The sequence below is a fragment of the Pseudomonadales bacterium genome (genome assembly GCA_024234165.1).
Lineage (GTDB): Bacteria > Pseudomonadota > Gammaproteobacteria > Pseudomonadales > UBA5518 > UBA5518.
Window position 1 is genome coordinate 347462 of record JACKOP010000003.1, and the last position, 18847, is coordinate 366308.

An 18847-nucleotide genomic window follows, 5' to 3' on the forward strand; every position below is an offset into this window, starting at 1 on the left:
CTCCCGGTGGGGCGGTGCCACCCCTCATTCCAGATCCTTGATCAGCACCTGCGAGTTGCGCTGGTAGTTGTACAGCTCGCGTCGCCGTTGCGGCAGTTCGCTCAGTTCGGCCAGCCGGAAACCGCGCTCGGCGAACCAGTGTGCGGTACGCGTAGTCAGCACGAACAGGCGTGCTATGCCTTCGGCGCGTGCGCGCGTTTCTATATGTTCCAGGAGCCGGTTCGCACGGCCGCTGCGCCGGTAGGTCGGGTCGGTCGCGACACAGGCCAGCTCCGCAGTACGGTTCGGCGTATCGGCGTACAGCGCTGCGCAGGCGATGATCGCGCCGTCGCGCTCGATGACGCTGAAGCAGCCGATCTCGAGTTCGAGGCGTTCGCGCGAGCGGCGCACCAGCGTGCCGTCCCTCTCGAGCGGTGCGATCAGTTCCATGATTCCACCGACGTCCTCGATGCGCGCCACGCGGATGCTTTCGTAGCTGTCGCGGTTGATCATCGCGCCGATGCCGTCGCGTGTGAAGAGTTCGTGCAGCAGCGCACCGTCGGTGTGGAAGTCGAGGATATGGCAGCGCTCCACACCCTGCTGGCAGGCGTGGATTGCCGCGGCGAGCGCGGGCGTTGCATGACGTTCCTGCAGGGTCTGCGCCTGCGTGAGCGGCAACTCGCGCAGCGGCTGCCCGCTCGCGTCGGCGAGCGCTGCTCCTTCGAGCAGGATCAGCTTGTCGGCCTGCAGCGCGGTCGCGACCGAAACCGCGACGTCTTCCCTGGTGAGATTGAAGACCTCGCCGGTCGGTGAATAGCCGAGTGGTGACAGCAGCACGATGTTGCCGAGCGCGAGCTGGGCGCGGATACCTTCGTGGTCGACCCGGCGCACCTTGCCGGTGTGCTGGAAATCGGTGCCGTCGAGCACGCCGAGCGGCTGTGCGGTGACGAAGTTCCCGCCGCAGACACGGATGCGAGCGCCGTGCATCGGCGAGTTGGCGATGCCCATCGACAGCAGCGCCTCGATACGCGCACGCAGCGTGCCTGCCGTCTGCACCGCGAGTTCCAGCGCGCGTGGATCGGTGACCCGGGTGCCGTGCACCACGCTGCTCGGCGCGTTCTCGGATTGCAGCCCGGCTTCGACCTGGCTGCGCGAGCCGTGCACCACCACCAGCCGCACGCCGAGTGTCGCGAGCAGCGCGATGTCGTGCACTATCGACGAAAAGGCCTCGGCCGCTACCACCTCTCCGCCACACAGCAGTACGAAGGTCTTGCCCTTGTGGGCATTGATGTACGGTGCCGAGTTGCGGAACGAACCGACGAAATCCGGAAAGGCCGGGTTCTTCATGCAGGCCCTCCGTCGACGCAGAAACGCTCGATCATCTTCTGCAGCAATCCTACCATCGGCTCCACCTGGCGCCGTTCCATGTATTCGTCGGGCTGGTGCGCCTGGCGAATCGACCCGGGTCCGAGCACCACCGTCTGCATCCCGAGCCGTTGCAGCAGCGGGCTCTCGGTACCGAACGCGACGCTGCCGGCACGGTAGCCGGTGAATTCTTCCGCTGCGCGCACGATCGCCGCGCCAGCGTCCTCGGCAAAGGGCTGCAGGCCCGGAAACAGCGAGCGCATCGTGATCCCGAGCCCGGTGGCATCGGCGATGCGGGCCAGACGCTCGCGGATCGTCGCGCGCAGTTCGTCGAGCGGCATGCCCGGCAGCGGCCGCAGGTCGAAGTGCAGTTCGCAGGCCCCGCAGATCCGGTTCGGATTGTCGCCGCCGTGGATGCAGCCGAGGTTCAGTGTGGGCACGGCGACATCGAACAGCGGGTTGTGGTGACGCGCCGCCAGTTTGGCGCGAAACGCGATCAGCTCCGCCATTACCTGCTGCATGCCGTCGAGTGCGTTGCGCCCCAGCGCCGGGTTCGACGAGTGCCCGGAATGTCCGGTCACGGTCACCGCTTCCATCATCATGCCCTTGTGCATGCGTATCGGGCGCAGATCGGTTGGCTCGCCGACGATGGCGTGACGCGCGCGCGGCCGGCCGGAGGCGACCAGTTCGTTGGCGCCGTCCATCGAACTTTCCTCGTCGGCGGTTGCGACCAGAATCAGCGGCTCGCGCAGTCGCCGGCCATGAAAGGCCTGCGCCGCTTCCAGTGCGACCGCGAAGAAACCCTTCATGTCGGAAGCGCCCAGTCCGTACAGCCGCTCGTCGCTCACGGTCAGGCCGAACGGGTTCACGTTCCAGAGTGCCTCGTCGTAAGGCACGGTATCGGTATGACCGGACAGGACCAGCCCGCCGGGACCTTCGCCGAGTACCGCGATCAGGTTGGCCTTGTCGGCGCGTCGCGGCAGCGGCTGGATCTCGCAGCGGAACCCGAGTGTCCCGGTCCATTCCGCGAGCAGCTCGATGACGCCGAGGTTGCCTTCATCCCACCGCGGCTCGGTGCAACTGACCGACGGCGTCGCCAGCAGCCGGTCGAACATCGCGAGGAATTCGGGTATGTGCCGGGTCATGATCCGTCCTGCCGTTACCGTCCGGCCAGTCTGCCGGACGTTGCGGGCAAGTGTAACCTCAAGCCGGCGTGGCTGTTATTTCCCGAACCCGCATGTGCCGCGAACGTCAGGCATAGTTGCCACCGATGCCCCCGCCGGGTGCGATGGCGCTGATTCGCGACAAATCCTCATCGGTCAAGACCAGGCTGGCTGCGGCCACATTCTCGGTGACGCGGTCGGGATGGCGAGAACCCGGGATCGGCACGATGTAGTCCTTCTGCGCCAGCAGCCAGGCGAGTGACAATTGTGACAACGTGGCTCCCTTGCTCGTCGCCAACTCGCCGAGCCGATTCACGATCGCCACGTTCGCGGCGAAGTTCTCCGGTGCCCACCACCCGATGCGCTGCCGGAAGTCACTCGCATCGTACTGGTCGCGTGGCCTCACGCCGCCGCTGAGGAAGCCCCGGGCCAACGGTGAATAGGCGACGAGTCCGATATGCAGCTCTTCGAGAACCGGAAACAGTTCTTCGACGGCGCGATCGAGAATGGAATATTCGGCCTGCAATACCGAAATCGGATGGACGGCGTGCGCACGGCGAATGCTCTCGGCGTCGGTGTTCGACAGGCCAAGGTACTTCACCTTGCCCGCCTCGACGTACTCCTTCATGACCGAGACCACCACCTCGATGGGCACGGCGGGGTCCTTCACGTGCTGGTACAGGACGTCGATCGTGTCCACCTGCAGGCGCCGCAGGCTGTCTTCCACCACTTCCCGGATGTGATCCGGCTGCGAGTCGGGCGCGAAGCTCGTGGTCAACCCGAATTTGGTCGCGATCACGACATTGCCGCGAAACGGTGCGACCGCCTTGCCAAGGAGTCTTTCGCCCTCGCCCCAACCGTACATCTCGGCCGTGTCGAACATCGTGACGCCGAGTTCGTACGCACGTCTGATGGCCTGCGTCGATTCGGCATCGTCCCGCGAGCCGTAACCCACTGCCGTGCCCATCGCGCCATAGCCGATCGCGGCGACCCGCAGGCCGTGATTACCCAGCTTTCGTTCCTGCATGAAGACTCCTTCCACGCATCACGCCGATGCTGCTGCGGTTTGCTACCCTTAGCTTCCCGCCATCAGACACCCGAAGCGCAGCGTATGTCCACATCAACGGCCCTGAGCAGCGGCAAGCCGATCGATCTCGGGGATCTGATGGATGCACTCGCTGGCGAGGGTCTGCTCGATGCGGCCGATGCGCGCCGCCTGCGCTATTCGCCGCGTACGCGCTCCGGTGTGACGCTGCACCCGGTGAACCAGATCGCCGAATGGGCACTGGTCGCACCAATCGATGGACGTCCGCTCGATCTGGAGCGGGTGCTGGCGTGGACGGCACAGCGCAGCGGCCAGTCGCTGTATCACATCGACCCGCTGCGTATCGACGTTTCTGCCGTGACGTCGGTGATGTCGTTCGCGTTTGCGCGTCGCCACCGCATTCTCGCCGTCGAGTGCCGGGACGACGAAGTGGTGATCGCCGGTGCCGAGCCGCTGGTGGATGCGTGGGAGGCCGATCTTGCGCGCACGCTGAAGCGGCCGCTGCGGCGTGTCTTCGCCGACCCCGAAGACATCGACCGCTACATGGTCGAGTTCTACAGCCTTGCCAAATCGGTGAGCGGTGCGCGTGAGATGCGTGGCGCACAGCCGGGCGCCGGGTTCGCGAACTTCGAGCAACTGGTCGAGCTCGGCAAGATCAAGGATCCGGACGCGAACGACCAGCACATCGTGAGCATCGTCGACTGGTTGCTGCAGTACGCGTTCGATCAGCGCGCGAGCGACATCCATATCGAACCGCGGCGCGAGCACGCCAACGTGCGTTTCCGCATCGACGGCATCCTGCACGCCGTGTATCAGTTGCCGGCCTCGGTTGCGATGGCGGTGATCAGCCGTCTGAAGATCCTCGGGCGGATGAACCTGGCCGAGAAGCGGCGTCCGCAGGACGGGCGTGTGAAGTCGCGCACCCCGGCCGGCGGCGAGATCGAACTGCGGCTGTCGACGCTGCCGACCGCCTTCGGCGAAAAGCTGGTGATGCGCATCTTCGACCCCGAGGTGCTGGTGCGCAGCTTCGCCGACCTCGGCCTCGCCGACGAGGACTACGCACGCTGGAACGCGATGACCAGCCAGCCGCACGGCATCGTGCTGGTGACCGGCCCGACCGGGTCGGGCAAGACGACCACGCTGTATTCGACGCTGAAGCAGCTCGCCACCAGCGAAGTGAACGTGTGCACGATCGAGGATCCGATCGAGATGGTCGAACCCGTGTTCAACCAGGTCCAGGTACAGCATGGCATCGGGCTCGATTTCGCGAGCGGCGTGCGGGCGCTGCTGCGCCAGGACCCGGACGTGATCATGATCGGCGAGATCCGCGACCACGAGACTGCCGAGATGGCGGTGCAGGCCGCACTGACCGGCCACCTGGTGCTCTCGACGCTGCACACCAACGACAGCCCGAGCGCGATCACCCGGCTGCTCGAACTCGACGTTCCGGCCTACCTGATCCGTGCCACCGTGCTCGGCGTGATGGCGCAGCGGCTGCTGCGCCTGCTGTGCCCGCGCTGCAAGCAGGAGGCCACGATCGACGACGACGCATGGAACCGGCTGGTCGCGCCGTGGAAGGCGAAGAAGCCTGCGACGGTGTACGCGCCGGTCGGCTGCCTCGAGTGCCGCAACACCGGCTATGCGGGTCGGCAGGGCATCTACGAGATCCTGCCGATCGATGCCGCGGTGCAGTCTGTGGTGCGTGACGCTGCCGACAGCGAGGAGCTGCGCCGGGTCGGCATGCGCGGTGGCATGAAGACGCTGCGTTTGGCCGGGGCACGCAAGATCGCCGCCGGACTGACCTCGCTCGAGGAGGTATTGCGCGTCGCCCCGCACGAAGGCGGCCGCCAGGACGGCGCGTCGTGATCGACATCAGCGCCGTGCCGGCGCCGTTGCGGGCCGCGCTGGCCACGGACTGGGCGCGCATCGAGGCCGCGCTCGATGCGGACGACCGGATGCTGCTGCAGCGCCATCTTGCGGCAGACCCCGCGCTCGCCGCCGCGCTGGCGCGTGTGCTCTGCTGCAGCGCCTTCGTCGTGCAGGCGCTGGAACGCTGCCCGCAGTTGCTGCCCGAGCTGCTGGCGGGTGGCGAGCTGCAGTGCCCGCGTACGCCTTCGGACTATCGCGACTGGCTGGCGCGCGAGCTGCCGGCAGGCTGTGACGACGCCGTGCTGGATGCGACGCTGCGCCGGCTGCGCCGGCGCGAGATGGTACGCATCGTCTGGCGCGACCTGACGCGTGCAGCCACGCTGCCCGACACCACGCGCGAGCTCACCTGGCTTGCCGAGGCGGCGCTCGACGTCGCGGTGGAGCATGCGCACGCGGCGCTGGTGGTGCGCCACGGTGAGCCGCGCTCGGCGCGTGACGGTACGCCACAGCGTCTGGTCGTGATCGGCATGGGGAAATTCGGCGCCACTGAGCTGAACCTGTCGTCGGACATCGACCTGATGTTCGCGTTTCCTGAATGCGGTGAGACCGATGGCAGTCGAGCGCTCGACAATCAGGAGTTCTTCGTACGTATCGGCCAGCGGGTGATCCGCGCGCTCGATGCGCGCACGCAGGACGGTTTCGTGTTCCGGGTCGATATGCGCCTGCGCCCGTGGGGCGAGGGCGGCGCGCTCGTGCTCGGCTTCGACGCGATGGAGCAGTACTACCAGAGCCAGGGTCGGGACTGGGAGCGCTACGCGATGGTGAAGGCGCGCCCGGTCGCCGGCGACCGTGTGGCCGGCGAGCGCTTGCTGGGGGCGTTGCGCCCGTTCACCTACCGACGCTACATCGACTTCGGTGCCATCGAGGCACTGCGTGCGATGAAGGCGATGATCCATCGCGAGGTGCAGCGCCGCGGCAAGACCACGGACGTGAAGCTCGGCTCGGGCGGCATCCGGGAGATCGAGTTCATCGTGCAGTCGTTCCAGTTGATCCGCGGTGGGCGCGAGCCGCGGCTGCAGCAGCGCGCGTTGCTCACGGTGCTCGACGTTCTCGGCGAGCTGGGCTGCCTGCCTGCGACAGCAGTCCATGAGCTGCACGCAGCGTACGTGTTCCTGCGCAATACCGAACACGCACTGCAGGCGCGCGAAGACCAGCAGACGCAGGCACTTCCCGACGACGAACCGGGGCGGCTGCGTCTGGCCTTCGCACTGGGTTGTCCGGACGTGGATGCCTTCCTGCACACGTTGGAGCTGCACCGCACGCGGGTGCGTGCACACTTCGCCGACGTGGTGGCTTCGCCGCAGGAGGAGCAGGCGGGTGATGTTGCCGAGCGCTGGCGCGCGCTGTGGACGCAGGAGAAGGACGAAGCCGCGCTGCTCGAGCTGCTGGAGGCCGCCGGCTTCGAGGAGCCCGCCGCCACGCTGAAGCTGCTCGCCGGGTTGCGCGGCTCGCCGCGCGTGAAGACCTTGCAGGCGGCAGGGCGCGAGCGCCTCGAGCGCTTCATGCCGTTGCTGCTGGCGGCAGCGGCGACCGACCGCCATCCGTCGCGTGTCGTCGCACGCACCCTGGCGCTGGTCGAGTCGGTGTTGCGGCGCAGCGCCTACCTGGTGCTGCTCGAGGAGAACCCTGCCGCGCTCGAGCAGCTCGTCACCCTGTGCAGCGCGAGTCCATGGATCGCGCAGGAACTGACCAACCACCCGGTGCTGCTCGACGAGCTGATCGACCGCCGGGCGCTGTACCGGCTGCCGGAGCGCGCTGCGCTGGCGGCCGAGTTGCGTGAGCACATGCTGCGCGTGCCGCTCGGTGATCTCGAGGCGCAGATGGAGGGCTTGCGCTACTTCAAGCTCGCGCACAGTCTGCGCTGCGCTGCGTCCGAGGTCACCGGTGCGCTGCCGTTGATGAAGGTCAGCGATTACCTGAGTTTTCTCGCCGAAACGATCCTCGGGCACGTGCTCGCGGTCGCCTGGCACGACCTCGTTGCACGCCACGGCACGCCGCAGCGCGCACCCGGGGAGCCGTGCGCGCCGGATTTCGTGATCATTGCCTACGGCAAGCTCGGTGGCATCGAGCTCGGTCACGGCTCCGATCTGGACCTGGTGTTCCTGCACGACGCCGACGAATCGCTGAGCACCGACGGTGCGCGTGCGATCGAGAACAGCGTTTTCTTCACCCGTCTCGGGCAGCGCATCATCCACATGCTGACCACCTACACCCCGCTGGGTCAGCTCTATGAGGTCGACATGCGGCTGCGCCCCTCGGGAGCGTCCGGCCTGCTGGTGTCCTCGTTCCGGGCGTTTCGCGTCTATCAGCTCGAGCAGGCGTGGACCTGGGAGCACCAGGCACTGGTGCGCGCGCGCCCGGTCGCCGGCTGCGAGCGTCTGGCCGAGCGTTTCGAGCGCTTCCGGCGCGAGGTGCTCGCCATGCCGCGCGACCCGGGGCAGTTGCGTGACGAGGTGCTGGCGATGCGCGAGAAGATGCGCACACACCTGCTGAAGCCGGATACCAGCGGCGGTAAAAGTCCGCGTTTCCATATCAAGCAGAGTGTCGGCGGTATCGTCGATATCGAATTCATGGTTCAATACGGCGTGCTTGCCTGGTCCACGACCCAGGCAGCGTTGAGCGTCTACACGGACAACATCCGCATTCTCGAGGCGTTGAACGAGAGCGGCCTGATGGCGCCGCACGATGCGGGGGTGCTCACCGAAGCCTACAAGGTGTTCCGCGCCGCGGTCCACCGACTCACCCTTCAGCAGCAGGACGAAATCGTGCCAGCCGCGGAATTCCAGCAGTTGCGTGACGAGGTCGCGCGTATCTGGGCCGTGTCGCTGGGCGATGCAGCGAGCGAGGAGACGAGCAGATGACTTTCGACGATCGGGACGGCGTGATCTGGTTCGACGGCGAACTGGTGCCGTGGCGCGAGGCGCGTACCCATGTGCTGACGCACACGCTGCATTACGGACTCGGTGTCTTCGAGGGCGTGCGTGCCTACCATACCGCTGATCGTGGCACCTGTATCTTCCGCCTGCAGGAGCACACCGACCGCCTGTTGCGCTCGGCGCACATCCTGCGCATGAACATGCCGTTCGATCGCGAGGCGCTGAACGAGGCCCAGCGCACCGTGGTGCGCGAGAACGGCCTTGCCGAGGCGTATCTGCGCCCGCTGGCCTATCTGGGGTCCGAGGGCATGGGGCTGCGTGCCGACAACCTCAGGACGCACGTCGTGGTGGCAGCGTGGGAGTGGCCGTCGTACATGGATCCCGAGGCGCGCGAGCGCGGCATCAAGGTGCGCACCTCCTCGTATACCCGCCACCACGTGAACATCACGATGTGCAAGGCGAAGGCGGTCGGGAACTACACGAACTCGATGCTGGCGCTGCGCGAGGCACTCGACAGCGGCTGCGAGGAAGCGCTGCTGCTCGACAACGAGGGCTACGTGGCCGAGGGCAGTGGCGAGAACATCTTCGTGGTGCGCGGCGGGCGCATCCACACGCCCGAGCTGACCTCGTGTCTCGAGGGCATCACGCGCGACACGATCATCCGCCTGATCGGCGAACTCGGTCTGGAGCTGGTCGAGCGGCGCATCACGCGTGACGAGATCTACATCGCCGACGAGGCGTTCTTCACCGGCACCGCAGCCGAGGTGGTTCCGATCCGCGAACTCGATGGACGCGCGATCGGCAGCGGCCGTCGCGGTCCGATCACCACCGAACTGCAGTCGCGCTACTTCGATCTGGTGCGCGGCGCCCGCGCCGACCACCCGGAGTGGCGCACGCCAGTCGCCGGCTGAGCCGTGCCGGAGCCTGGCGGCGCATGGACAGCGTGGCGCCGGTGAGCGCTCCCGCAGACAGTGCATCGATCCTGGTCGTCGGCCCGTCGTGGGTCGGTGACATGGTGATGGCGCAGTCGCTGTTTCGCGTGCTCGCGGCGCGTCCCGGCAATCCTGCGCTCGACGTGCTCGCGCCGCGCTGGTGCGCCGACCTGCTCGCACGCATGCCCGAAGTGCGCAGCGCGATTCCACTGCCGTTCGCGCACGGTGAACTCGCGCTCGCGAGGCGCCGCCGGATTGGTGTCGAGTTGCGCGGGCGTGGCTACGCACAGGCGATCGTACTGCCCAATTCGCTGAAGTCGGCGCTGGTGCCGTGGTTTGCGGATATCCCGCGGCGCACCGGCTGGCGCGGCGAGTTGCGCTATGGTCTGCTGAACGATCTGCGCCGCCTCGATCCCGAGCGCCTGCCGCTGATGGTGCAGCGTTTCGTCGCGCTGGGTGTCGATGCCGGTGCTGCGCTGCCCGAACCGCCGCGACCGCGTCTTCGTGCCGACCAGGGCGCAGCCGCCGCATTGCGCGCACGTCTCGGGCTGGAATCGGTGCGGCCGGTGCTCGCGTGTTGCCCGGGGGCGGAATTCGGTCCGACCAAGCGCTGGCCGGAAGCGCATTTCGCGGCAGTTGCTGCGGCGGCGATCGAAGCCGGCATGCAGGTCTGGTTGTTCGGTTCGACCGGTGATCGCAGTGTGACTGCGGGCATCCGTGCCGCGCTCGCTGCACCGGCGCAGGCCCACTGCGCAGACCTTGCCGGCCACACCACGCTGGCCGACGCGATCGATCTGCTCGCCTGTGCCAGTGCGGTACTCAGCAACGATTCGGGCCTGATGCACGTGGCTGCGGCGCTGGGCCGACCGCTGGCGGTCGTCTACGGCGGCAGCTCGCCGCGTTTCACGCCGCCGCTCGTCGATGATCCGGTGCTGTTCACCTCGTCGCTGGACTGCGTTCCGTGTTTCGAGCGCACATGCCGCTACGGGCATTACCGCTGCCTGCGGGATCAGCTTCCGGGGCCCGTGGCGGCGGTCGTGCTGCGGCTCGCCGGACGCTGAACGGTGCGCGACGCTGGTATCGGAGAACCCCGGTGAGGCTGCTGCTCGTCAAGATGTCCTCGCTCGGTGACGTGATCCACACGCTGCCGGCGCTTGGGGATGCGCTCGGCGCGCAGCCCGGCCTGCAGGTCGACTGGGTGGTCGAGGAAGCGTTCGCCGAAGTTCCCGGATGGCATCCTGCCGTGCGCCGCGTGATTCCGGTCGCACTGCGCCGCTGGCGGCGTGCGCCCTTCGCTGCGTGGCGCAGCGGTGAATGGGCGCGCTTTCGCCAGGCTCTGGCGGAACGACCCTATGAACTCGTGATCGACGCGCAGGGCCTGCTGAAAAGTGCGTTCGTCGCAAGGCTGACCGGCGCACCGTGTGCCGGTTACGACCGCAGGAGCGTGCGCGAGCCGCTGGCGGCGTGCGCGTACCACCGGCGCTTCCCGGTGACCCGCGAGTGCCACGCGATCGAGCGCACGCGGCAGTTGTTCGCCCGGGCGCTCGATTACACGGTGCCGCCCGGCGAGCCCGGCTACGGCATCGATCGGGCGCGCCTGCCGGCAGCCTCTGCCGAAGGCGGCGTGCTGTTCCTGCACGGTACCTCGCGTGCAGACAAGTGCTGGCCGGAGGTGTCGTGGATCGCACTCGGCGAGCAGGTTGCGCGCGCCGGTCACACCGTGCTGTTGCCCTGGGGCAACGAAGACGAGCGCGCTCGCGCGCAACGTATCGCGCACGTGCTGCCGGCGGCACGCGTGCTGCCGCGCATGACGCTCGCCGAGATTGCCGCGCTGCTTTGTGCGGTGCGCGCCGGCGTTGCGGTCGATACCGGACTGGGGCATCTGGCTGCGGCGCTCGGTACACCCTGTGTGTCGTTGTACGGTCCGACCCGGATCGATCTGATCGGAACCCGTGGTGCAAACCAGCGTCAGTTGCGCGGCACATCCGACACGCTCGCCGAGCTCGGTGCAGGCGCTGTCTGGGAAGTTCTGCACCGCATGCTGCAAACGGATTCGCGCGCGTGTTGACTCCAGCCGAGGTATTCCAGCGTGAACGTGCGCTCAGTGCACCCTTCGATCTGCGCCTTGCCGGCGGCGAGACGGTGCGCGTCGATGCGCTGCTGCGCCTGCTGCCCGGGCGGCGGCTGACCGCGCGGGTGACCCGCGGCGGTACCACGCAACTGATGAAGCTGTTTGCGAGCCGCCGCGAGCGCGCGCGCGAGCTGCGCGGGCTGGCCGCACTCGCGGCGGCAGCGATCCCTGCACCGCGGCTGCTGCATGCACTTCCCGGTGCCGTTTTCATTTCGTACATCGATGGCGCGCGTACGCTCGCACGGTGCATGCACGAACCGGCCGATCGGGAGCCGCTGCTGAGGCAGGCACTCGCACTGCTGGAACGTCTGCATGCAGCAGGGCTGGTGCATGCGGATCCGCACTTCGACAATTTTCTCGTGACGGATGACGGCACGATCCATCTGGTCGACGCCGGAGCGATCCGTCCGCGGCGCTGGTGGGTTCTGCATCAAGCGGATCGTGCGCTGTTCTGCAGCCAGTTGCCGCTTGCGGCTCGCGCACCGCTGTGGATCGCGCTGGGTGCGGACGCGGCGTCGCTGCGCGCGGCGATCGAGCGCAGCGATCGCTGGCGTGCGCGCTGGCTTGCGGCCAAGTCCACCCGCAACTGCTCCGAGTTCGCCGCCGAGCGCAGTTGGCGCCGGCGCTGTGTGCTGCGCCGTGATCATGACGGAGCGGCGTTGCGGGCGATCCTCGCTGATCCGGACCGTGCACTGCAGGCGGGCGCTTCGTTGAAGGATGGCTACAGTGCTACCGTTGCCCGCATCGATTGCGCCGGGAGAACGCTGGTGCTGAAGCGCTACAACATCAAGCATTGGCGGCATGCACTCGCGCGTGCGCTGCAGCACACCCGTGCATGGCGTGCATGGTGCAACGCCGCGCGGCTGCGCTCGCTCGGAATCGCCACGCCGCTGCCGGTGGCGGTGCTCGAGCGCCGCTGGGGGCCGCTGCGCAGCACGGCGTACCTGCTGACCGAGTACGTGGAAGGCGTGCCGCTGACTGCCGCCCTGGACGATGCGTCGGTCTGGTCGCGGGTGGCGTGCGAGCTCCGCCTGCTGTTCGATGCGCTCGCCGTGCTGCGTCGCAGTCATGGCGACTGCAAGGCCAGCAACTTCCTCTGCGACGCGCAACGTGTGTGGACGCTCGACCTCGACGGCATGCGCCGGCGCTTCGGCGCGCTGCGCATGCGCCGTGCGCTGGCGCGCGATCGTGCGCGCCTGCTGCGCAATTTCGATGCGCCTGCCGCCGCACGTCTTGGCACTCTTCTCGATCAGGAGCCGGAAACATCATGAAGAAGCATGCTGCAGGCTACGCTCCCGCCGGGGACCAGACCGTGGTGCTCGGCCTGTCGGGTGCGCTCGGTCACGACCCGTCGGCTGCGCTGTACATCGGCTCGCGGTTGATCGCGGCGGCCGAAGAAGAGCGTTTCCTGCGCGACAAGCACGCGAAGAACCGTATGCCGCTGGAATCCGCACGTTTCTGCCTGCGCTTTGCCGGTGTGGAGCCACGCGACGTGCGCGTGGTCGCGGTGCCGTTCGCTCCGATTCCGCTCACGCGGGCAGCGCGCTGGCACTACGCCGCGCGGCACTGGTATGCACCGGATCGCGCACTCGATGCGCTGCTGAACGGCAATCGCCGCTACCGGCGCTACCGTGATCGCATCTTCGCGCTGTTGCGTGAGCTCGACATCGACCCCGCACGGGTGGAGTTTCACCCGGTCGAGCACCATCTTGCGCACGCGAGCAGTGCGTACCATCTCAGCGGTTTCGGCTTCGATCGCCGTGTTGCGATCATGGGCGTGGACGGCAAGGGCGAGTACGCGACTACCTTTTTCGGCTATGGCGAGAACGGGCGTATCCACCGCATCCGCGAGTTCCACGATCCGGATTCGCTCGGCGGCCTGTACGGCGCGCTGACCGAATACCTTGGCTTCGAGATGCTCGATGGCGAGTACAAGGTGATGGGCATGGCGCCCTACGGTGACCCCGATCGCTACGACCTGTCACGCTTGCTCGACTATCGCGACGGCCGGTTGCGCGTGAACACCCGCTACGTGAACACGGTGGGCGTGCGCCGCTATCGCCACGAGGGGCGCGGCTGCTACTACGGACCGCCACTGGTGGACTGGCTGGGTCCGCCGCGTCACGGCGACAGCGCCGACGAACCGTACGTGCACTACGCGGCCGCGATGCAGCGACTGTTCGAGGACGCCGTGCTGGCACTGATGGATCACTACCTCGGGGACATCGTGCGCGAGAGCGGGCTGATCGCCTTTGCCGGCGGTGGCGCGCTGAACGTGAAGCTGAACCAGCGCATCATCGCGCGACCCGAGGTGCGCGGGCTGTTCGTGCAGCCGGCATCGGGCGATGCGGGCACTGCGGTCGGTGCCGCGTCCTACGCGCTTGGCGCACGCGGCGTGATGCCGGAACCGATGCAGCACGTCTACCTTGGCCCGGCGTACGACAGCGACGAATGCCGGCGTGCGTGCGCGACTTGGGGCGAGCGCTTGCGTGTGGAGCAGGTGCCGGATATCGAAGTCCGGGTGGCGCGGCTGCTGGCCGACGGACACCCGGTCGCCTGGTTCCAGGGGCGCATGGAGTTCGGGCCGCGTGCGCTCGGCGCACGCAGCATTCTCGGCTGCCCCAGCGTCCCGGGCATCGCGGATCGCATCAACGCGCAGATCAAGTACCGCGAACGCTGGCGGCCGTTCTGCCCCAGCCTGCTGGATCGGGTTGCACCGCAGATGCTCGGCATCGAACACCCGGCGCCGTTCATGACGATCACGTTTCCGGTGCGCGAGGAGTGGAAGTCGCGCGTGCCGGAAGTCGTGCACCAGGACGGCACCGCGCGCGCGCAGGTGGTCGAGCGCCGTCATCATCCGCGCTACTACGCGCTGATCGAGGAGCTCGAACGCCTGACCGGCAACGGCGTCGTGCTGAATACCTCGCTGAACCGGCGTGGTGAGGCGATGGTGTGTTCACCGCAGGACGCGCTGGAAATGTTCTTCGGCAGTGATTTGCAGTATCTCGCGCTCGAGGATCTGCTGGTAAGCAAGACGTAGGTCGGCATTCATGCCGACGGGATCGTCGGGTTGAAACCCGACCTACGTGGATTGGCATTCATGCCGACGGGATTGCACGGGCAGGCATTCGTAGGTCGGCATTCATGCCGACGGGGTTCGCGCAAAGCCGTCGATCAGCAACAGCGCGATCGCAACGCCCGCGCTGAACAGGAACGCTCGCTCACGTCGGGCATCGCGGGCCGCGAGTGCCAGTGATCGCAGTGCCTGTGCTGTCGGAACCAGTGCGAGCAGGCACAGCACCATGACGTCGCGGACGCCGACGAAGCGGTGACCGAGAACGAAGCAGCCGGCGATCAGGATCGCAATCAGCAGCAGCGCACGCCATGTTCTGCGTGCGGCTGTCGGCAGTGCGGCGCGACGGCGCACAACACCCCAGCCGAGCAGCATGCAGTAGAGGATGCCGAACACCTCGGCGGCCTTCAGTGCGAGCACGGTCAGCAGGCCGGCAGTCAGCGACAGCGTCGCCATCCCTCTTGCGTGTGGATCGAGCACGGTGCTCGCGTAGGTGGTGCGCGCGGCCACGAAGCCGTCTCCCAGTGCACGCGCGGATCCGTGCAGCGCATCGGCGATGGCGTCGAGCGGGATCTGCAGCAACCCAAGGCGCGCCAGTACCAGCGCTGGAGGCAGCAGCAGCACGCCGATGCACCCATAGAGCCGGGCGGTCGCCATCGAGCGTGCGCCCGGTGCATCTGCGCGCAGAAAAACGAGCGGAAGCAACAGCAGGTACGCCAGTGCTTCAAGGCGAAACGCCGCTGCGCCCAGGCCAAACGCAGCCCAGCACAGACCGTCCTGCCAGCGTTGTGAAGTCCGGTAGCGCAGCAACGGGAGCAGGGCGCCGAACAGCAGTGCCCAGAAGCCGGCGTCGGGCGCGACAACGCTGCGATACCCGTTGAGCTGCGGGAACAGCAACACCAGCAGTGCGATCCACGCTGCGAGTGCCTGCTCGCCGCACAGGCGGGTGGCGAAGCGCGTGATGTTGACTGCCAGCAGCGCCAGCAGTGCGGCGTCGAGCACCTGCGCGCATGCGAGCAGTGACAGGCTGCTCGCGCGGTGCAGCGTCCCGATCAGGACCGGATACAGCGGGAGAGTGAATGACCCGACGCTTGCGACGATGCCGCTGGCGGCAGCCTCGCGCGCGAGCATCAGGTGCTGGATTCCGTCGGCGCCGACGACCGGGTAACGCCATGCGGCCAGTGCAGACAGCACAAGGCTTGCGAGCACGAGAGACGCATTGAACAGAAGGCGTTCTCCGGCTGGTATCGGCTGCATCGTGGCATTCGCTGCGCTGGCGGAGTGGTATCGCGGTAGCATCGGGCAGACTTTGCAGCAATGTCAGTTGCGGCGCGGGTACAGCGGCGCTGCACCAGGCGGGCGTGTCTTGAAGCGCCGGTGTGCCCACAGGTACTGCTCGGGGTGGGCGCGAACCAGCGTTTCGATGAGTGCGTTGACGCGCGTTGCGTCGGCGACCGGATCCCGCCCGGGAAAATCCTCCAGCGGTTCACCGATCTCCACAACCCAGCGACCATCGTCCTCGCGCCAGTGTGCGACCGGAATGACTGCTGCACGACCGACGCGTGCCAGGCGCGCGGTTGCGGTCAGGGTGGCCGCCGGGATCCCGAAGAAAGGCGCGAATACCGAGTGCTTCGCTCCGTTGTCCTGGTCCGGCAGGTACCACAGCACGTGTCCGGCGAGCAGGCTGGCGCGCATCGCACGCACATCGGAGCGCTCGATCACGTTGCGGATCCAGCGTTCGCGATTGCGGTGGATGATGCGATCCCAGGCAGGATTCTTCTGCCGTCGGTAGACCACGTCGGAGTCCGCGTCGATCGCGAGTGCTCGTCCGGCCATCTCGAGGGTGCCCATGTGTACCCCGAGCAGCAGCACGCCGCGCCCGCTGCTGCGGGCATCGACGAGTCGTTGCATGCCGCGCACCTCGAGCATGCGGCGCACGCGCTCGGTCGGTACCCACCAGGCGATCGCCGTGTCGAACAAGCCCTCGGCGGAAGCGCGAAAGTTGTCGCGCAGCAGCCTCGCGCGCGCGTCATCGTCGAGTTCCGGAAAACAAAGCGCCAGATTGGTGGCAACGATGCGCCGACGGCTCGGCGTGAACCAGCGCAGCAGGATGCCGAGCACGCCGGCGGCGAGACGGCGCAGCCGGTACGGCGCATGGGCGATCAGCCACAGCGGTACCAGTGCCAGCCAGATCGGCCAGTAGCGCGGGTGCAAAGGATGCGGGTAACGGCGCGTGCTCATGCAGGTCCTTCGATGCCGAGCGGCGATTATAGGGGGGCGTGAGGGGCGCTGTGCTACCATCGCCAGCCCCGGAGCGGAGGCGGCGATTCACGATGCGGGTGCTGGTGACCGGTGCGAGTGGACAGGTAGGTTGGGAGTTGCTGCGCTGCGTGCCGTCCGGCGTCGAGTGTGATGCGATCGACCGCAGCGTGATCGACCTGGCCGGCGCCGGGGTCGAGGCGCAAGTGCGGGCACGTCACCCCGATGTGATCATCCACGCGGGGGCCTACACCGCGGTCGATCGGGCCGAGAGCGAAGCTGAACTCGCCGGGCGAATCAATGGCGAGGGCGCTGGTGCGATTGCGCGTGCAGCGCGTGAACTCGGTGCACGCCTGGTGCACGTATCGACGGATTTCGTGTTCGATGGCAACGCGGCGCGTCCCTACCTGCCCTCGGCAGCGCCCGCGCCGACCGGCGCCTACGGCGCCAGCAAGCTTTGTGGCGAACGCCGCGTGCTCGAGGAAAGCGCTGGCAGCGCCGTGATCGTGCGTACGGCATGGGTTTACTCGGCGCACGGCAACAACTTCGTGAAGACGATGCTGCGCCTGATGCGCGAACGTGAACGTGTCGGTGTGGTCGCCGACCAGGTGGGGACGCCTACCTGGGCCAGGCTGCTCGCTGCGGCGCTGTGGGAAGTGGCGCTGTCACCTGCGAGCGGCGGCGACATCCTGCACTGGACCGATCTCGGTGTCGCGAGCTGGTACGACTTCGCGGTGGCGATCCACGAGGAGGCCCTGGCGCGCGGACTGCTGGTGCGCCCGGTCGCCGTGGAGCCGATCCGTACCGAAGACTATCCGACGCCGGCGAGGCGACCCGCCTACAGCGTGCTCGACAAGACCGCGACGCTGACAGCACTCGCCGCGCCACGCATGCACTGGCGCGCGGCACTGCGCGCCATGCTGGACGACCCGGCCTTCAGGACGGAAACCCCATGACACGCAGACTACTGGTCACCGGCGCAGCCGGTTTCATCGGCGCCAACTTCTGCCATTACTGGCATGCACGGCACCCTGCGGATCGTATCGTCGCCTACGATGCGCTGACCTACGCGGGCAATCGCGCCAATCTGCGCACGCTGGAGACTTCGTCGAGCTTTCGTTTCGTGCACGCCGATATCGGCGACACGGCGCGCGTCGCCGCGCTGCTGCGCGAGGAGGCGCTCGACACCATCGTGCATTTTGCCGCCGAAAGCCACGTCGATCGTTCGATCGACGGACCGGATGCGTTCATCGCGACCAATGTGGTCGGTACCCACAGCTTGCTGAAGGCGGCACGTGAAGTCTGGCTCGGCGGTGCGGCGCCGTTGGCGCACCGTTTCCATCACGTGTCGACCGACGAGGTGTTCGGCTCGCTTGGTGCCGACGATCCTGCGTTCACCGAGACGCTAGCGTATGCGCCGAATTCGCCGTATTCGGCCAGCAAGGCAGCCTCCGATCATCTGGTGCGTGCCTACCTGCACACCTACGGCCTGCAGGTCACGACCAGCAACTGTTCGAACAATTACGGGCCGTGGCATTTCCCGGAGAAGCTGATTCCACTGTGCATCGTGAACCTGCTGCAGGGACGCGGATTGCCGGTCTACGGCGATGGCCGCAATGTGCGTGACTGGCTCTACGTCGAGGATCACTGCCGCGGCATCGAGCGCGTGCTGGCAGGCGGTGTGGTCGGGGAGACCTACAACATCGGCGGCAACAACGAGTGGACGAATATCGACATCGTGAACCTGTTGTGCGATCTGGTGGACGAGTTCGTCGCTGCCGATGCCACGCTGGTCGCGCGCTTCCCCGCTTGCGCACCGGCGCGTGGCGCGTCCAGCCGTTCGCTGATCACTTTCGTGCGTGACCGGCCCGGTCACGACCGCCGCTACGCGATCGATGCCGGCAAGATCACTCGCGAACTCGGTTATGCGCCGCTCGAGAGCTTCGAGAGCGGTATCCGCAAGACGCTCGCGTGGTACCTCGACAACGAAGCGTGGTGGCAGGCAATCCTCGACGGCAGTTACCGGAACTGATGCCGCGACGGCTGGAGTCGGGTTGAAACCCGACCTACGTACACCGGCATTCGTGCCGACGGA

14 protein-coding genes are annotated in these 18847 nt (G+C 67.3%); 9 read left to right on the forward strand and 5 right to left on the reverse strand.

The window, feature by feature from the left end:
* Positions 1-24: 24 nt before the first annotated feature.
* The 3 genes from argA to H7A12_10905 form a co-directional block, all read right to left on the reverse strand.
* Positions 25-1326 carry an amino-acid N-acetyltransferase gene (gene argA, locus H7A12_10895; GenBank protein ID MCP5321315.1) on the reverse strand — a complete coding sequence of 434 codons (1302 nt, stop codon included), beginning with the start codon at positions 1324-1326 and terminating at the stop codon, positions 25-27.
* Positions 1323-2489 carry an acetylornithine deacetylase gene (argE, locus tag H7A12_10900; GenBank protein ID MCP5321316.1) on the reverse strand — a complete coding sequence of 389 codons (1167 nt, stop codon included), beginning with the start codon at positions 2487-2489 and terminating at the stop codon, positions 1323-1325. Before argE ends, argA begins: the two co-directional genes overlap by 4 nt.
* 106 nt (positions 2490-2595) lie before the next feature.
* Positions 2596-3534: an aldo/keto reductase gene (locus tag H7A12_10905; GenBank protein MCP5321317.1), complete on the reverse strand. Its 939-nt coding sequence runs from the start codon at positions 3532-3534 to the stop codon at positions 2596-2598.
* Between the two features lie 84 nt (positions 3535-3618).
* On the opposite strand from H7A12_10905, the gene H7A12_10910 reads away from it, so the two are divergent.
* The 7 genes from H7A12_10910 (at position 3619) to H7A12_10940 (ending at position 14460) form a co-directional block, all read left to right on the forward strand.
* Positions 3619-5418, forward strand: coding sequence for a type II/IV secretion system protein (locus tag H7A12_10910; GenBank protein ID MCP5321318.1), 1800 nt, complete (start codon positions 3619-3621; stop codon positions 5416-5418).
* 89 nt (positions 5419-5507) lie between these two features.
* Positions 5508-8342, forward strand: a complete 2835-nt coding sequence (gene glnE / locus H7A12_10915) for a bifunctional [glutamate--ammonia ligase]-adenylyl-L-tyrosine phosphorylase/[glutamate--ammonia-ligase] adenylyltransferase (protein ID MCP5321319.1) — start codon at positions 5508-5510, stop codon at positions 8340-8342.
* A complete protein-coding gene (locus tag H7A12_10920) occupies positions 8339-9268 on the forward strand; it encodes a branched-chain amino acid transaminase (protein MCP5321320.1) in 930 nt (309 codons plus the stop codon). The genes glnE and H7A12_10920 overlap by 4 nt, the downstream gene beginning before the upstream one ends.
* A 23-nt stretch (positions 9269-9291) precedes the next feature.
* Positions 9292-10350: a lipopolysaccharide heptosyltransferase II gene (waaF, locus tag H7A12_10925; protein MCP5321321.1), complete on the forward strand. Its 1059-nt coding sequence runs from the start codon at positions 9292-9294 to the stop codon at positions 10348-10350.
* A gap of 32 nt (positions 10351-10382) precedes the next feature.
* On the forward strand, positions 10383-11357 hold the full coding sequence (waaC, locus tag H7A12_10930) for a lipopolysaccharide heptosyltransferase I (protein ID MCP5321322.1): 975 nt from the start codon (positions 10383-10385) through the stop codon (positions 11355-11357).
* Entirely contained in the window at positions 11351-12691 is a 1341-nt protein-coding gene (locus H7A12_10935) for a hypothetical protein (GenBank protein ID MCP5321323.1), read from the forward strand. The genes waaC and H7A12_10935 overlap by 7 nt, the downstream gene beginning before the upstream one ends.
* The gene (locus tag H7A12_10940; GenBank protein ID MCP5321324.1) at positions 12688-14460 is read left to right on the forward strand and encodes a carbamoyltransferase; all 1773 of its coding nucleotides are present in this window, start codon (positions 12688-12690) and stop codon (positions 14458-14460) included. The genes H7A12_10935 and H7A12_10940 overlap by 4 nt, the downstream gene beginning before the upstream one ends.
* Positions 14461-14562: 102 nt before the next feature.
* Here the strand turns inward: H7A12_10940 and H7A12_10945 are convergent, their stop codons facing one another.
* Entirely contained in the window at positions 14563-15750 is a 1188-nt protein-coding gene (locus H7A12_10945) for a hypothetical protein (protein ID MCP5321325.1), read from the reverse strand.
* Positions 15751-15813: 63 nt separating this feature from the next.
* A complete protein-coding gene (gene lpxL / locus H7A12_10950) occupies positions 15814-16734 on the reverse strand; it encodes an LpxL/LpxP family Kdo(2)-lipid IV(A) lauroyl/palmitoleoyl acyltransferase (GenBank protein ID MCP5321326.1) in 921 nt (306 codons plus the stop codon).
* 92 nt (positions 16735-16826) lie between these two features.
* Here lpxL and rfbD point away from each other — a divergent pair, with 92 nt between their 5' ends.
* Positions 16827-17708 carry a dTDP-4-dehydrorhamnose reductase gene (gene rfbD, locus H7A12_10955; protein ID MCP5321327.1) on the forward strand — a complete coding sequence of 294 codons (882 nt, stop codon included), beginning with the start codon at positions 16827-16829 and terminating at the stop codon, positions 17706-17708.
* Positions 17705-18784, forward strand: a complete 1080-nt coding sequence (gene rfbB / locus H7A12_10960; GenBank protein MCP5321328.1) for a dTDP-glucose 4,6-dehydratase — start codon at positions 17705-17707, stop codon at positions 18782-18784. The genes rfbD and rfbB overlap by 4 nt, the downstream gene beginning before the upstream one ends.
* The last annotated feature ends 63 nt before the right edge of the window (positions 18785-18847 follow it).

What these genes read in the sequence shown, in the direction of transcription:
- argA (MCP5321315.1), bottom strand. Translation starts at nt 1,326, where the DNA reads ATGAAGAACCCGGCCTTTCCGGATTTCGTCGGTTCGTTCCGCAACTCG.
- argE (MCP5321316.1), bottom strand. Translation starts at nt 2,489, where the DNA reads ATGACCCGGCACATACCCGAATTCCTCGCGATGTTCGACCGGCTGCTG.
- H7A12_10905 (MCP5321317.1), bottom strand. Translation starts at nt 3,534, where the DNA reads ATGCAGGAACGAAAGCTGGGTAATCACGGCCTGCGGGTCGCCGCGATC.
- H7A12_10910 (MCP5321318.1), top strand. Translation starts at nt 3,619, where the DNA reads ATGTCCACATCAACGGCCCTGAGCAGCGGCAAGCCGATCGATCTCGGG.
- glnE (MCP5321319.1), top strand. Translation starts at nt 5,508, where the DNA reads ATGCTGCTGCAGCGCCATCTTGCGGCAGACCCCGCGCTCGCCGCCGCG.
- H7A12_10920 (MCP5321320.1), top strand. Translation starts at nt 8,339, where the DNA reads ATGACTTTCGACGATCGGGACGGCGTGATCTGGTTCGACGGCGAACTG.
- waaF (MCP5321321.1), top strand. Translation starts at nt 9,292, where the DNA reads ATGGACAGCGTGGCGCCGGTGAGCGCTCCCGCAGACAGTGCATCGATC.
- H7A12_10940 (MCP5321324.1), top strand. Translation starts at nt 12,688, where the DNA reads ATGAAGAAGCATGCTGCAGGCTACGCTCCCGCCGGGGACCAGACCGTG.
- H7A12_10945 (MCP5321325.1), bottom strand. Translation starts at nt 15,750, where the DNA reads ATGCAGCCGATACCAGCCGGAGAACGCCTTCTGTTCAATGCGTCTCTC.
- lpxL (MCP5321326.1), bottom strand. Translation starts at nt 16,734, where the DNA reads ATGAGCACGCGCCGTTACCCGCATCCTTTGCACCCGCGCTACTGGCCG.
- rfbD (MCP5321327.1), top strand. Translation starts at nt 16,827, where the DNA reads ATGCGGGTGCTGGTGACCGGTGCGAGTGGACAGGTAGGTTGGGAGTTG.
- rfbB (MCP5321328.1), top strand. Translation starts at nt 17,705, where the DNA reads ATGACACGCAGACTACTGGTCACCGGCGCAGCCGGTTTCATCGGCGCC.